This window comes from Actinoplanes sp. NPDC024001 (genome assembly GCF_040638955.1).
In the GTDB taxonomy this organism is placed as follows: domain Bacteria; phylum Actinomycetota; class Actinomycetes; order Mycobacteriales; family Micromonosporaceae; genus Actinoplanes.
This window is the reverse complement of record NZ_JBEZZB010000007.1, coordinates 12,972-25,251: the sequence shown is the minus strand read 5'-3', so window position 1 is coordinate 25,251 and position 12,280 is coordinate 12,972. Positions and strand designations below refer to the sequence as shown.

Below are 12,280 nucleotides of genomic sequence, written 5' to 3'. Positions count from 1 at the left end.
GTTTCATGCGCGGGCGGACGGCGAAGCCGGCGGCACTGAGCCGGGCCAGCGAGGCGACGAAGCGCTCGGCGTGCGAGGCGGCAGCACAGCCGGGCGCCGCGCGATCCCGAGCAGCCAGCCCGGGACCGTGAGGGAGCCTGATCGTCTCAACCGTCGCCGAGGCCTACCACCACTTCCGTACCGGCCGGGAGGATCACCTCGCGCCCGTGGACCAGAACCGTCTCGTGACAGCCCTCGGGTGCCGACAGCAGGAACGTCGCCGAGGTGCCGCTCGCGGATACCGACAGTGCATTGCCGTGCCACTTGAGCCGGAAGGCAACGGCTTCCCAATCCGGCGGCAGCCACGGTTTGAAGGTCATCCGGCCGTTGCGTACCCGGAACCCACCGAACCCGTTGACCATCATCTGCCACGTTCCACCGGCGGATGCGATGTGGATGCCCTCCTCGGTGTTGCCCTGGTTGTCCACGAGGTCGACCGACGCCGCCCGGCGGAAGTACTGCACGGCCCGGCCGGGGTCGCCGACCTCGATGCTCATGATCGAGTGGGTCGCCGCGCTCAGGGAGGACTTGTGCAGCGTCAGCGGCTCGTAGTACTCGTAGTTGGCGAGCTTGACCTCGTCTGAGAACTCGTCCGGCAGCACGTAGGTCAGCATCACGACATCCGCCTGTTTGAGCAGTTTCGTACCGGCCAGGTTGTAGTGGTGGTGGCCGGAGGGATACATCGGCATGTCGTTGGCGTCGTGCTCAACCGGCAAGGTGGCCAGTCCGAAGTACCCGTCGAACTGCTCGATCACCCCGTCGTCGGTCACGGCCGGCAGGTGTGTCTGCTCCGCCTTGTTGAGCCAGTCCTCCACCTCCTCGCGCGTGAGCCCCAGGCGGGTCGACAGCGCTGCCAGTTCGCGGGCGTTGGTGTCGGAGAGCTCGGCGTAGACGCGGGCGGCCTGTTGGAGGTGCCAGCGCACCAGGTAATTGGTGTACGCGTTGTTGTCGACGTGCTCGTGGAACTCGTCCGGCCCGACGACCCGGCTCAGCACGTAGCGTCCCTCCGGCGTCGCCTCCAGCCGATCAGCCCAGAACCGGCTGGTCTCGAACAGGATCTCCGCGCCGAAGTCGGTCATCAGGGCGTGGTCGCCGGTAGCGGCGACGTAGGCGACGAGGCCGTACGCGACGGCCGAAGTGATGTGGATCTCCTCCTCGCCCATCCAGATCCGGTGCGCACCGTCGATCGTCCACTGGGGGGTTTCTTCGGCGCCGGTGTCGGCGGACTCCCACGCATAGCGCGCACCGCGGAAACCGGTCTCGCGGGCGTTCTGCCGGGCGCCGTCGAGGGTGTGGTAGCGGTACAGCAGCAGCGCCCGGGCGGTCTCCGGCTGGGTGTAGATGAAGAACGGGAGCATGAACACCTCGGTGTCCCAGAACGCGTGCCCCCGATAGCGCTCGCCGGTGAGGGCGTTCGCCCCGATGTTGACGTGCTGATCCGATTCGTTCGCCGCGATCAGCAGTTCGTAGATGCTGAACCGCACCGTACGCGTGGCGTCCTCGTCGCCGTCGATCGTGACATCGCAGTCCGCCCACTTCGCGGCCCAGGCCGCCCGGTTGCGTGCCCGGCACGCCGTGAAGCCCGCGTCCCGGTGGCGGCGAAGCTCCTCGCGGGCCGTCCGGCCCACGTCCGCTGCCGCGACGTCGCGGGATGTGTAGATGGTGACCAGCTTGTCCACGCTGACTGTCTCGCCCGCGGCGACCTGCGTACGCGATATCTGTTCGATGTGCTTGTACCGCTCTGCGACCTCCGGCTCCCCGGGTGCCGACACGGTCGTGCCGGCCGCGTAGCCGATGGTGATGCCGGTGCCGATGGTTCGTGTCTCGAGATAGACGCCGTCGGCGGACGCCGCGCGGTCGACCTCGTCGAGGTGACGGGACTTGGCCCACTTGTGCCACTTCATCTGCGGGTCGGCCGGCGGTGGATCCGGGTAGAACGGCCGCCGATCCAGGTTGTGCCGGGTGGCGTCGATGCCGCTGTGGACAGCGATCGAGGCGGTGTGGTTCTCCGGCGTGATCCGGGCCTGCAGGCAACACAGATGCTCATCGGCGCTGCTCGCGAAACGGATGGTGTCGATGCGGGTCCGACGGCCCGCGGAGTCCTCGAAGACGGTCTCGCGGGACAGGCTGCCGTCCCGCATGTCCAAGGCTCGCCGGTGGCGGACGATGGACGCGGTGGTGACGTCGAGCTTGACACCGTTGACCACGATCTCCAGTGCCACCCAGTCGGGAGCCTTCACGAGGTCGATGACGGCGCAGTCGTGGTGGTCGAAAACCCCGCGAAGGAACGTCCCGGGCAGGGCGCCCGCATGGCCCTCCTCGAGTGCGCCGCGCGTACCGAGATAGCCGTTGCCCGTGGTGAAGAGCGTCTCGTTCGTGTTGGCCAGTACCGGATCGAAGCGGTCCTCCACGATCTGCCATGAGGACTCCGCAGTGCCGGGGCCGGCGCTCATGACCGGCTGCCTTCGGATCGGGGACCGTACGCCGCGAGGATCTGCCGTTGTGTCTCCGTACGGGACAGGTAGGCGTTCAGCTCCGTACCGGCGCAGCGCTGCGCACCCATGGCGTTGCCGTACTGGCAGGCGACGACATAGTCGCGGTACTCGAGGTAGCCGAACCCCAACCCGGCCGCGAAGGAGTCCCCGGCGCCGGTCGCGTCGACGACGCGTCCCACCTCGATGCGGTCGACGACCTCCGAGGCGATCTCCCCCGAGCGCCGGTGGTAGAAGACCACGCAGCCACGTTCGTCCAGTGTTATGCAGACCGCCCCGACGCCACGGCCGAGACAGTGCTGTGCCAGGTCACGCAGCTCGTCGTGGTCGAGCCGCGGAGGGTCCGTCATCAGTTCCGGCGACTCGCCCAACCACGTCGAGCTCGCCTCCTCGAGGTTCATCTTCAGGATGTCGATGTACGGCAGCCACACGTCCCGGTCCGCCCACACCCTCGGGTGGCGCTCGCCGCTGCGGGTCAGCGTGGTCGTGGGCCCGTGCGCGTCCAGGACGATGACCCCGCTGCTGTTCTCCTTGATGTGGCGCAGGGTCGGCTGGCTCACCTCGTAGTCGGTGATCGGGACGCACACGAACGCATCGGCGTCGAGCACCTCGTCGAGGTCGCCGGGCAGGATCGGATTCATGAAACTCGTCTGCCGCTCGGCCCGGCGGTTGTGCTCGATGTAGCGCAGCTCGACGACGTCCCCCTGATCGTGCGACGACGTGATCCCGGACGTGTCGATGTTGCGGTAGGCGGCGAGGATCTTCTTGATCGGGCCCTCGTCCTGCCGCCGGACATGGGTGACGGGCACGATCGTGTCGCCGGGATCGAGCAGCGCCGAGAGCGCCACCGCCGTGTACAACGCACATCCGTACTTCTCGAACCGCTCGCCGGCGTGCGTCACGATCTGGTCGCGGGGGATCGGGCCCAGCACGGCCACCTTGCGGCTCGCACCGGTACGCGCATCAGTCGTCATGAAAGCCTCCGGGCACGTCATCAGCGTGCCGAGCTTCGTCGGGTCAGCGCGGGATGCTCACCGCCGCCATGACCGCACGGCTGGCGGCCAGGTCGACGAGGCCCAGTACCTGCTCACGGGTGCGGCCGGGCTGGTCGTTCCAGCGTGTCAGGTCCCGCACCCGGGCCATGCGTAGCTCCCGGGGCGCCGCCAGGCCCGCGATCCCGGCCGCGCGTAGGCCGCGTGACTCCTGCCAGGCGTCCCAGAGGTAGTCCAGCGCGGGCCCCGCCCTGATCACCGGGTCACCCGGTCCGCTCTGCCGGGCGGCGTGCACCACCGCGCCAACCAGGCAGGCGGCAGCGACCTCGCCGAATTCGCCCGACCGTCGACTGGCGAACCAGTGGTCCTGGATCCAACCTCGCGCGATCACCGCACGGGCATCCTCCAGCACGGCGTACGCCTCCTCAGGCCGGCCCCGCCACGGCCGGGGCTGGGGCTGGGGCTCGGGCCGCTGGAACGCGCGGATCCGGTCGCGCATCGATCGCCGCAGTTCCGGCCCTCCGCGCGCAGTGGTGAGCCGGTCCTTAATCGTCTGTCTCATCGCTGCTCCCGGGATCACGGGGGCCGCCCTTCATCGTGTGCACGATGAGGACGTCGCAGGATGCCCGTTGGGACACGTCCGACGGCACCGAGCCGAGCAGACGTCCGGAGAGGGTGTTGATGCCGCGGCTGCCCACGACGATGAGGTCCGCGGCCTGCTCAGTCGCCGTCGCCAGCAGCGCCTGACCGGGATCGCCCTTGACCAGCATCGCGTTGACGTCGGCGGCACCCGCCTCGGCCGCGCGTCGCCTAGCGGCCTCGAGCGCTTCTTCCGCAGCGTCGGTCCCGGCCACCTGGTACATGCTGGTGGGACCGACCACCGCGGCGAGGATGCTCTGCTCCTTCGCCGTCAAGGGGTGAAAGGCGCACACCACGACGAGCCGCGCGGAGCGCGCCGCGGCGATCTCGGCGGCTTGCTCGACCGCCTTGAGCGCGGACTCCGAACCGTCAGTGCCGACGATGATCGTGCGGTACCTCATGTCCCCTCCTACCCACCACTGCGGGTAATCGACGTGCATCTTCTCGACAGCAGGATGGGGCTGCCGGACCGTCAGTGCCCGCTCGGCCGGCGCCGGGGTGGCGGAGGCGGCGGCTCGGGACCGGGTTCGCCGGGGTGTTCGGGGACGGCTTCGAGGCCTTGATGGCGGAGCTGTTCGGGCAGGTCCTCCTCGGTGACCTCGTGACTGTGCAACAGCTGCGGCGGCCGCAGCAGTAGCCAGACGATGAAGATCGCCCCCATCAGGAGCATGATGAGCCCGAGAATCAGCGCGAGGTTCAATCCGGCGGACTTGGCGATGTCAGCGTCGCTGGCGGTCAGCCCGACGACGGTGACGATCACTCCGAAGATCAGGAACAGCGTCCCGGTGAAGGAACGGATGTCGAAGAGCTTCGCCAGGAAGTCGGTGCTCTGCTCGCCCGGTCTCTCCTCCGGTGACGTCATGGTGTGAACCTCCTCAGGCCCAGCAGGTCAGATCGCGTAAATGCCGACGTAGAGCCCGGCGTTCAGGGCGAGTACCCCGATCCCGAGAATGACCGGAGACCGGTACCACGGACGGGCGGCGGTATCCGACGCGTCGTGGATCTCCATGCCGTACACCAGACCGTGCAGTTCTGCGTCGGTCTTGCGCGGCTCTCGTAGTGAGGCCAGCACCATCGCGATGGCACCGACGGCGAACGCCGCGATCGAGCCCCACATCGTCTCGTGCAAATCGCTGCGGAAGTGCAGCACGTCCAGCTTGTAGAGCGCGTACACGGTGACGGCCGTGACCGTTCCGGCCAGGATGCCCCAGAATCCGGCGCTCTTGGTCGCCCGCCGCCAGAACATGCCGATGATGAACGCACAGAACAGCGGGACGTTGAAGAATGAGAACAGCGTCTGCAGGTAGTTGGAGATGTTGCTGAAGCCGGAGGCGATGAGAGCGGTGAGAACCGCGACGCCGACCCCGGCGACGGTTACCCAACGGCCCACCACGAGGTAATAGTGGTCAGGGCGGCCCGGCCGGATGTAGTCCTGCCAGAGGTCGTAGGTGAACACCGCGTTGAAGCTCGACACGTTCGCCGCCATGCCGGCCATGAACGCGGCCAGCAGGCCGGTCACCGCGACCCCGAGCACACCCGGCGGCAGGTACTTGTCCATCAGCGCCGGGATCGCGTCATTGTATTCGAGCCCGCTGCCAGGGGTCCCGATGCCGGGCAGCAGGATGAGCGCCGCCATACCCGGCAGAATGGTGATCAGTGGCACGAACGTCTTGGGGTAGGCGCCGATGATCGGGGTCAGTCGGGCGGAGTTGCTGTCCTTGGCGGCCATCGCCCGCTGGACCTCGGCAAAGTTCGTCGTCCAGTATCCGAACGACAGGCAGAAGGCCAGGCCGAGAATGATCCCGATCCAGTCGCCGATGGGGCTGGACCCGCCGACTCCGGTGCCGGTCCACGGTTCCACGAAGGCTCTGCCGTTCTCCCCGCCCAGCCTGTCGAACAGCCGGCCGAGGCCGCCGGTCTCCTTGATGGCGATGATCGTCAACGGGACCATGCCGATGAGCACGACGAAGAACTGCATCACCTCGTTGTAGATCGCGCTGGTCAGCCCGCCGAGAAGGATGTAGGACAGAACGAAGGTGGCGGACAGGATGATGGCGACGATGAGCGGGATGCCGAGCAGCGCCTCGAGAACGATCGACAGCGCGTAGAGGTTCACGCCGGCGATCAGCATGCTTCCCACGACGAAGGTGATCGCGTTGATCAGGTGGGCTTTCGGGTCGAACCGTAACCGCAGGTACTCGGGGACGCTGCGCACTTTGGAGCCGTAGTAGAAGGGCATCATGACGATGCCCAGGAACACCATGGCGGGAATGGCGCCGATCCAGAAGTAGTGCACCATCGCCGCGCCGTACTGGGCGCCGCTGGCCGACTGCCCGAGGAGCTCGACCGCCCCGATATTGGCGGAGATGAAGCCGATCCCGGTAACCCACGCGGGCAACGACCGGCCGGACAGGAAGAAGTCCAGTGATGACTTGACCGCGCGCTTGAGCGCGAATCCGATTCCCAGCACGAACAAGAAGTAGATCGCCATCAACGCCAGATCGACCGGGCTGAGGTCCAGACTCAGGGCACCGCCGCTGTCCGCCGCGAGAAACATGTTCGACCCCTTCCTGGCAATGGCCGGAGACGATTCTCGGATCAGGATTACCGAATTACAGTCGGCAGCGTGCCTTTCGGGATCGATCGTTTGTGCGCGCATGCCGCTCAGGCCAACCCGTGGCCGATTCATCGGTGTCAGTCGATTAATGACGTCAGTGAACAGCGACCGATCGAAGACGTCAAGAGGCCTGCTGAACTGCGACGATATTGCGCACGGCGAGGGATTGTGAGTTCTCGGGCATGGATGACCGCCGCCGGGTGCAGGACGTCAACCGCCGTGCACTCCAGTGGTCAAGTGGTGCGTTCACATGGCGATTCCTTGCAGCCTATGCCTATAGCCAAGCCGCTGCGTCGTCCGGTGATAGCCTGTTCGCCGAGGGCTTTCCGGCTTTTTGAGAGAAGCGACCAATGCGTCAATGAGCCTTATTATGGTGACATGCGTGGAACAGCTCGTCACCGGCTTGCCGGATTCACTGATCTCCACAGGGCCTCGTCCGGGAGCCGTTTGAGCCAGCCGTGACCGTGACGCGCCCTTGAATGATCGAGCGGCCTATCGATGCCGGCGACACCACGACTTGCCGCGGGGGCGGAGCCAGCGCGTCGTGCCCCGGGTCGCAGTCGATGATGATTGGGCCTGCCCCGTTGACGGCTATGCTCGGCAGGTGGTGACCTCCCCGGTCCGGATCGGGTCGTACCGCATCGAACGGTTGCTGGGCATCGGATCCTTCGCCACCGTCTGGCTGGGCTACGACGCGTCGCTCGACGCCCGCGTCGCCATCAAGGTGCTGGCGGAGAACTGGAGCCACGATCTGCGCATCCGGGAGCGGTTCCTCGAGGAGGCACGCCTGCTCTGGCGGCTGGACGACGATCGCGTCGTGTCGGTACACGCGCTCGGGGAGTTGCCCGACGGCCGGCCGTACTCGGTGATGGCCTGGGCGGACGGCGGAAGCCTGCATGATCGACTGGCGCGGGGACCGATTCCGGTCCGGCAGGCCGGGCCGCTGCTGCGGGAGATCTGCGATGGTGTCACGGTCCTGCACGACCACGGCATCGTCCATCGTGATCTGGCGCCCGGTAACGTGCTGTTCCGATCCCGTCCGGCCGCGCCCGGGTCGACGGCGTCCACTGAGCGGGTGGTCATCGCCGATCTGGGTTTGGCCAAGGCGCTCGCCGCGGCTTCCGGTCTGACCGCCCGCGCCGGTACGCCGGGCTACATGTCACCGGAGCAGGACGATCCGCTGGCCGTCGTAGACCGGCGCACCGACGTCTACGGCCTGGGCCAGTTGGGCGTGCGGCTGCTGGGCGCACCGGTGCGCCGCCGTCCGGGCGAACCGGTGCGCCTTCGCGACGGCGTGCCCCGCAAGGTCGCTGAGGTCCTGCGCGTGGCGACGGCCCGGCGGCCGGCCGATCGGTACCGGGACGCCGCGGCGCTGATGGCAGCCCTGGATCGGGCTACCGCCCGGCCGCGGGTGCGGCCCGTGCTTCGCGCCGCCACCCGGGTGACGTTGGTGTTGGCGTCGGCTGCCATGGTGTCCGTGCTGGCGTCCGATGCGGTTGGTGGCCGTTTCACGCGGCAGCCGGGGGTGGCGGTGGACGCGACCGGCCGGATCTCCGTCGTGCTGCCGGAAGGGTGGCGCGCTGTGCCGGGGCGGTGGGCCTGGCCCGGCAGTCCGGGCGGTCCGCGATATCCGGCGCTGCTGGTGTCGCCGGATCCGGTTCGCTGGCGGACCGACGGCGCCGTGCGCGGGGCGTTCCTCTCGTTGGCGAGCGATGGCCAGGCCGAGCGTGCGCCGGCCGGGGTCGTCGCTCAGATCCCGCACGCCGACTGCTCGCAAGCTGCGGTGCGGCGCAGCCGGCAGGCCGGAATCGACTGGGTGATCGCCGCCTTCGACTGCCCCGACCGGCGAGGCCGGTTGGTGGAGGCCGCCGGTACCGGACCGGCCGGGGCGGGGTTGGTCTACGTGCAGATCGCTCCGCCGCCCGGCAACTCACGGGCCTTCGTCGACACTTTGCTGGCCGGGGTGCGGGTGCGGGCGGCCTGATCGGCTCAGCTGACGACCACGACCGTGATGGTGTAGGTCTTCTCGTCCTGGGGGATGGTCACGGTGACAGTCCCCGGACGGACGAAACGCAGATCGACCACACCGCCCTCGTAGCTCTGTGACACCAAAGACCCGGGAGTCGCGGTCACCAGCCCCGGTCCGATGCCCTGCAGCCGCAGGACGCCGCCGGTGTGGAAGCACATCGACCTGACCAGGTCCAGCACGGTGTTCTGCAGATCCAGGTCGTATCGGACGGCGCCGTGGCAGGTGCCGGTCGGCTTGGTGGATGTCGGCGCGGCGGGTGCCGGCCTGGATGTGGTCGGTTTGACGGTCCGTGTCTTCTCGGGTTTCTGTCCGGCCGGCTGTCTCGCGACGCCGGGCTGGGGGTCTCCGGCCTGAGCCGGCGCGCTGGGCACCGAAGCCGGCGTCTGTCCCGAAGCGGCAGGTGTCTCGTTCGCGGCGGCCTGCCCGGGCCGTGGTGACACCGCGGGGTCGCCACAGGCGGCCAGCGGAATCGTGGCGATCAGGGCGAGCGTGCCGGCGGCTGCGATCTGACGAATCTTGCGATGGCGCATGACAGTCCTCTTTCTCTCTTGTCGTCGTTCTGTCCGGTCACTCGGTTAGTCACCGCTGCACCGCCTTTTGTTCGCGACTTCCTCGAAGTATTTATCTGTGGTCGGTGAGGCGAAGGCGCAACCGGCGCCGGGCCTCGTGAATCCGCGACTTCACGGTTCCCTCCGGGATTTCGAGAAGCGCGGCGATTTCGCCGTAGCCCAGGCCGAGGACGTCACGCAGGGCGGCCACCTCGGCGTATTCCGGGGGCAGCTCTTCGAGCGCTTCGAGCAGATCCAGCCGGGTGGCGGCCACGAGGCTGGTGCGCCGCGGGTCGGGCCGGTCGGGCAGGGGGGTGCCGGCCGCCTCACCGTCGTGTCGACGTCGGATCGCCCGGTAGGTCGACCGGGCGCGATTCGCCGCGAGTCTGTGCAGCCAGGTACGGAAGGTGGAGTTGCCGTGGAAGCCTGCGATTCCGCGGGCCACCGCCCACAGCGTGTCCTGGCACGCTTCCTCGGCGTCCTCGCGGCTCGGAAGGAACCGCCCGCACAACCGGAGCGTCTCCGGGCGCGCTGCGACCAGTAGGGCGTTCAGCGCGACCTTGTTCCCGGCCGAAGCGTCTCGTGCCAACATTTCGACGTCGGTTTCGTCGATTTCCACTGTGCGATCAGTCATGCATTGAGCATGCGCTCATTTCCCGCGACCAGAGGCTTTCCGGTATGCCACGCCGTCGAATACCCATGGTGAGCAAATCCGACATAGCTGTCAGGCGTCGTTACAGCATCGGGATCTCCTCGACGCCCGACGACGCGGGATCGGCAGGGGCCGCGTCGTGGCGAAGTCCCTCACCGGCCGGTGCGCAGAGCGAGAACCTGCTCGTGGTCGAACCATTCGCCGGTGGGCCGGAACCCGTACCGAAGGTAGAAGCCGTACGGTGAGCCCGGACCGGGCACGATACTGGTGATCAGCGTCTCCGCCCCGGGCCGCTCGCGCAGGTACCCGAGGAGCAGGTCGAGCGCCGCGCGGCCGTAACCCCGACCCTGATACCGGCCGTCGATCAGCATTCGCCACAGGTAGTACGGCCAGGGGATGACACCGTTTCCGGGCTCAGCAGCATCGGCCAGCAGGAGAAACCCGACCGGTTCGTCCTCCGCGTAGACGGCACGCAACCAGGGCCGTGCGCGCGGGTTGGCGGCCGCCTCCCGCAGCGATTCCGGCACCCCGTCCACGAACTGTTCCTGCCCGGGCCGGACGCGCAACGCCATGACCGCTTCACGATTGTCGTCGCCGATCGCGCGCAGTTCTACCGGTCCAGGTGGAGTCCGCATCCCGTCATCATGGCGGCGGCGAACCGGTGCGTCGAGCGACCACCGATCGGGCGAGAGTTCGAAGTACCGAGTGAGTGTGGCGGGGATGACCTGCGCCGATTCCGCGGCTCCCGCACCCGCGCGCTGGCCGAAACTCTGGACCTGCTCGTGATGGACCCGTCCCTGCCCGGCTGGACGGCCTCGACGTGTGCCGCCGGCTCCGCAGCGACCCCCGCACTCGGTCCCTGCCCATCCGAATGCTCTCGGTGCGCCAGTACCCAGCCGAGAGGCACGCCGCCTGCGAGGCCGGCGCCGACGGCTACCTCGGCAAACCGTTCCACGCCCACGACCTGCGTACCCGCGCCAACGCCCTGCTGACCCGAAGCCAGCACGCCGGCGCGGCCGCGCCGTACCTGTCACCTCAGCCACCCAAGATCATCTGAGCGGTCGCTCCCACGTCGGCATCGCCGGAACGGAGGCGAGCTTGAACCGGCCGGCGATCACGCGGCCGGCCTCCACCTCACTCTGCCGGGCGATCGAGGGCTCTTTGACATAACCTTTAGCCCAGCGGCGGTGCCACGTCATCGCCGTTCGCTGCTCCAGACCTCGGTAGCGTGCCGTCCGCCAGGCGACTGGAGCCGTCGTGATCGTCGAGAATCGTCCTGTCCGGCTGTCCTTTGATGTGTCGGGTGACGACAGCGCACAGCAGCACATTGACCGCAATAGGGGGTGGGTCAGGTGTGGTGCCGCTGATCCGCTCCACGAGCCTGCCGTCGGTCTGGTGGGGCAGCGGTGACTGTGGGCCGCCGCGAGCGGATGCTCGCGGCGCAACCTCCGTACCTGGTCACCACTGGAACGGACCGTCGGGCGGTGGCGGTGGGCGTCACGGCTGACGCGAGTACCTCAGTCGTGGAAGTGAAGGTGCACGGCCGGTGGTCGGAGGACCTGGGGAAGCAGGTGCGGGCCACCCTGCAACTGTGCCTGGCCGGCCCGGCCACGTGGATCATCATCGACCTGCACGATGTAGGTGATCTCCATGGGGTCAGCCGGCCATTCTGGATGGCCGCGGTGCGCGCGGCCCGTTTCGGGCCCGCACCCGCCCGGATGGCGTTCTGCGTGCCTGCGAGGACGATGCTGAGCTACCGGCTACGGCATGGCGAAGGGCACCCGCCACTACTGTTCGCTGCCATGCCGGAAGCACACCGGGTGATCGCTGAGCAGTCGCCGCGTACGCACCGGCTGCAGGCCCGGCTGGGCCCGCAGCCGAGTTCGGTGCCGGCCGCCAGGGATCTCGTCCGGCAGGCCTGCCGCAGCTGGCAGCTGCCTCAACTACGGAGTGAAGCCTCGCTGATCGTGTCCGAGCTGGCCGCCAACGCTGTGCAGCACGCTCGCACTGATCTGGTGGTCACCGCGTCGCGCAGCGGCTCTCGGATACACCTGGCTGTTCGCGACGGGGATACCCGATATCCGCGACTGGTCGAACCGGCCGGCGTAGGAGAGGCGGCTTTCCTCAGTGAACAGGGGAGGGGTTTGCAGCTGGTCCATGCGGTGGCCGCCGCCTGGGGCGCCATGCCGGCCCGCGGCGGCAAGGTGGTCTGGGCCACATTGTCCCCGGAATCGCCGGCGACCTGATCAGGGGCGAGCGCTTGCGCGAGTAC

The 12,280-nt window shown here is 68.2% G+C and carries 12 protein-coding genes; 3 read left to right on the top strand and 9 right to left on the bottom strand.

Going from position 1 to position 12,280, the window contains the following annotated elements:
- Nucleotides 1–146: 146 nt before the first annotated feature.
- From AB0F81_RS04775 to AB0F81_RS04750, 6 genes are all read right to left on the bottom strand, one after another.
- The gene (locus AB0F81_RS04775) at nt 147–2,492 is read right to left on the bottom strand and encodes a glycosyl hydrolase family 65 protein (RefSeq protein ID WP_360190973.1); all 2,346 of its coding nucleotides are present in this window, start codon (nt 2,490–2,492) and stop codon (nt 147–149) included.
- Nucleotides 2,489–3,505: a carbohydrate kinase family protein gene (locus AB0F81_RS04770; protein WP_360190970.1), complete on the bottom strand. Its 1,017-nt coding sequence runs from the start codon at nt 3,503–3,505 to the stop codon at nt 2,489–2,491. Before AB0F81_RS04770 ends, AB0F81_RS04775 begins: the two co-directional genes overlap by 4 nt.
- Before the next feature lie 43 nt (nt 3,506–3,548).
- A complete protein-coding gene (locus AB0F81_RS04765) occupies nt 3,549–4,085 on the bottom strand; it encodes a hypothetical protein (RefSeq protein ID WP_360190968.1) in 537 nt (178 codons plus the stop codon).
- Complete coding sequence (locus tag AB0F81_RS04760) at nt 4,069–4,563, bottom strand: universal stress protein (protein WP_360190965.1); 495 nt, start codon at nt 4,561–4,563, stop codon at nt 4,069–4,071. The genes AB0F81_RS04765 and AB0F81_RS04760 overlap by 17 nt, the downstream gene beginning before the upstream one ends.
- 71 nt (nt 4,564–4,634) lie before the next feature.
- On the bottom strand, nt 4,635–5,024 hold the full coding sequence (locus AB0F81_RS04755; RefSeq protein WP_360190963.1) for a hypothetical protein: 390 nt from the start codon (nt 5,022–5,024) through the stop codon (nt 4,635–4,637).
- Nucleotides 5,025–5,051: 27 nt separating this feature from the next.
- Nucleotides 5,052–6,719 (bottom strand): sodium:solute symporter family protein, encoded by a 1,668-nt coding sequence (locus tag AB0F81_RS04750; RefSeq protein ID WP_360190960.1) that lies wholly within the window; start codon nt 6,717–6,719, stop codon nt 5,052–5,054.
- A gap of 664 nt (nt 6,720–7,383) precedes the next feature.
- Between AB0F81_RS04750 and AB0F81_RS04745 the strand changes: the two genes are divergently transcribed.
- Entirely contained in the window at nt 7,384–8,763 is a 1,380-nt protein-coding gene (locus tag AB0F81_RS04745) for a serine/threonine-protein kinase (protein WP_360190957.1), read from the top strand.
- Nucleotides 8,764–8,768: 5 nt separating this feature from the next.
- On the opposite strand, the gene AB0F81_RS04740 is transcribed toward AB0F81_RS04745, so the two are convergent.
- From AB0F81_RS04740 to AB0F81_RS04730, 3 genes are all read right to left on the bottom strand, one after another.
- The gene (locus tag AB0F81_RS04740) at nt 8,769–9,338 is read right to left on the bottom strand and encodes a hypothetical protein (RefSeq protein ID WP_360190954.1); all 570 of its coding nucleotides are present in this window, start codon (nt 9,336–9,338) and stop codon (nt 8,769–8,771) included.
- A 91-nt stretch (nt 9,339–9,429) separates the two neighbouring features.
- Nucleotides 9,430–9,990: an RNA polymerase sigma factor gene (locus AB0F81_RS04735; protein ID WP_360190952.1), complete on the bottom strand. Its 561-nt coding sequence runs from the start codon at nt 9,988–9,990 to the stop codon at nt 9,430–9,432.
- A gap of 170 nt (nt 9,991–10,160) precedes the next feature.
- Nucleotides 10,161–10,643: a GNAT family N-acetyltransferase gene (locus tag AB0F81_RS04730; protein ID WP_360190950.1), complete on the bottom strand. Its 483-nt coding sequence runs from the start codon at nt 10,641–10,643 to the stop codon at nt 10,161–10,163.
- Between the two features lie 98 nt (nt 10,644–10,741).
- Here AB0F81_RS04730 and AB0F81_RS04725 point away from each other — a divergent pair, with 98 nt between their 5' ends.
- Both AB0F81_RS04725 and AB0F81_RS04720 read left to right on the top strand, forming a co-directional pair.
- On the top strand, nt 10,742–11,065 hold the full coding sequence (locus tag AB0F81_RS04725) for a response regulator (protein ID WP_360191145.1): 324 nt from the start codon (nt 10,742–10,744) through the stop codon (nt 11,063–11,065).
- A 427-nt stretch (nt 11,066–11,492) separates the two neighbouring features.
- On the top strand, nt 11,493–12,254 hold the full coding sequence (locus AB0F81_RS04720; RefSeq protein ID WP_360190947.1) for an ATP-binding protein: 762 nt from the start codon (nt 11,493–11,495) through the stop codon (nt 12,252–12,254).
- Nucleotides 12,255–12,280 lie beyond the last annotated feature (26 nt).

What these genes read in the sequence shown, in the direction of transcription:
- AB0F81_RS04740 (WP_360190954.1), bottom strand. Translation starts at nt 9,338, where the DNA reads ATGCGCCATCGCAAGATTCGTCAGATCGCAGCCGCCGGCACGCTCGCC.
- AB0F81_RS04755 (WP_360190963.1), bottom strand. Translation starts at nt 5,024, where the DNA reads ATGACGTCACCGGAGGAGAGACCGGGCGAGCAGAGCACCGACTTCCTG.
- AB0F81_RS04735 (WP_360190952.1), bottom strand. Translation starts at nt 9,990, where the DNA reads ATGACTGATCGCACAGTGGAAATCGACGAAACCGACGTCGAAATGTTG.
- AB0F81_RS04770 (WP_360190970.1), bottom strand. Translation starts at nt 3,505, where the DNA reads ATGACGACTGATGCGCGTACCGGTGCGAGCCGCAAGGTGGCCGTGCTG.
- AB0F81_RS04760 (WP_360190965.1), bottom strand. Translation starts at nt 4,563, where the DNA reads ATGAGGTACCGCACGATCATCGTCGGCACTGACGGTTCGGAGTCCGCG.
- AB0F81_RS04775 (WP_360190973.1), bottom strand. Translation starts at nt 2,492, where the DNA reads ATGAGCGCCGGCCCCGGCACTGCGGAGTCCTCATGGCAGATCGTGGAG.
- AB0F81_RS04750 (WP_360190960.1), bottom strand. Translation starts at nt 6,719, where the DNA reads ATGTTTCTCGCGGCGGACAGCGGCGGTGCCCTGAGTCTGGACCTCAGC.
- AB0F81_RS04730 (WP_360190950.1), bottom strand. Translation starts at nt 10,643, where the DNA reads ATGCGGACTCCACCTGGACCGGTAGAACTGCGCGCGATCGGCGACGAC.
- AB0F81_RS04765 (WP_360190968.1), bottom strand. Translation starts at nt 4,085, where the DNA reads ATGAGACAGACGATTAAGGACCGGCTCACCACTGCGCGCGGAGGGCCG.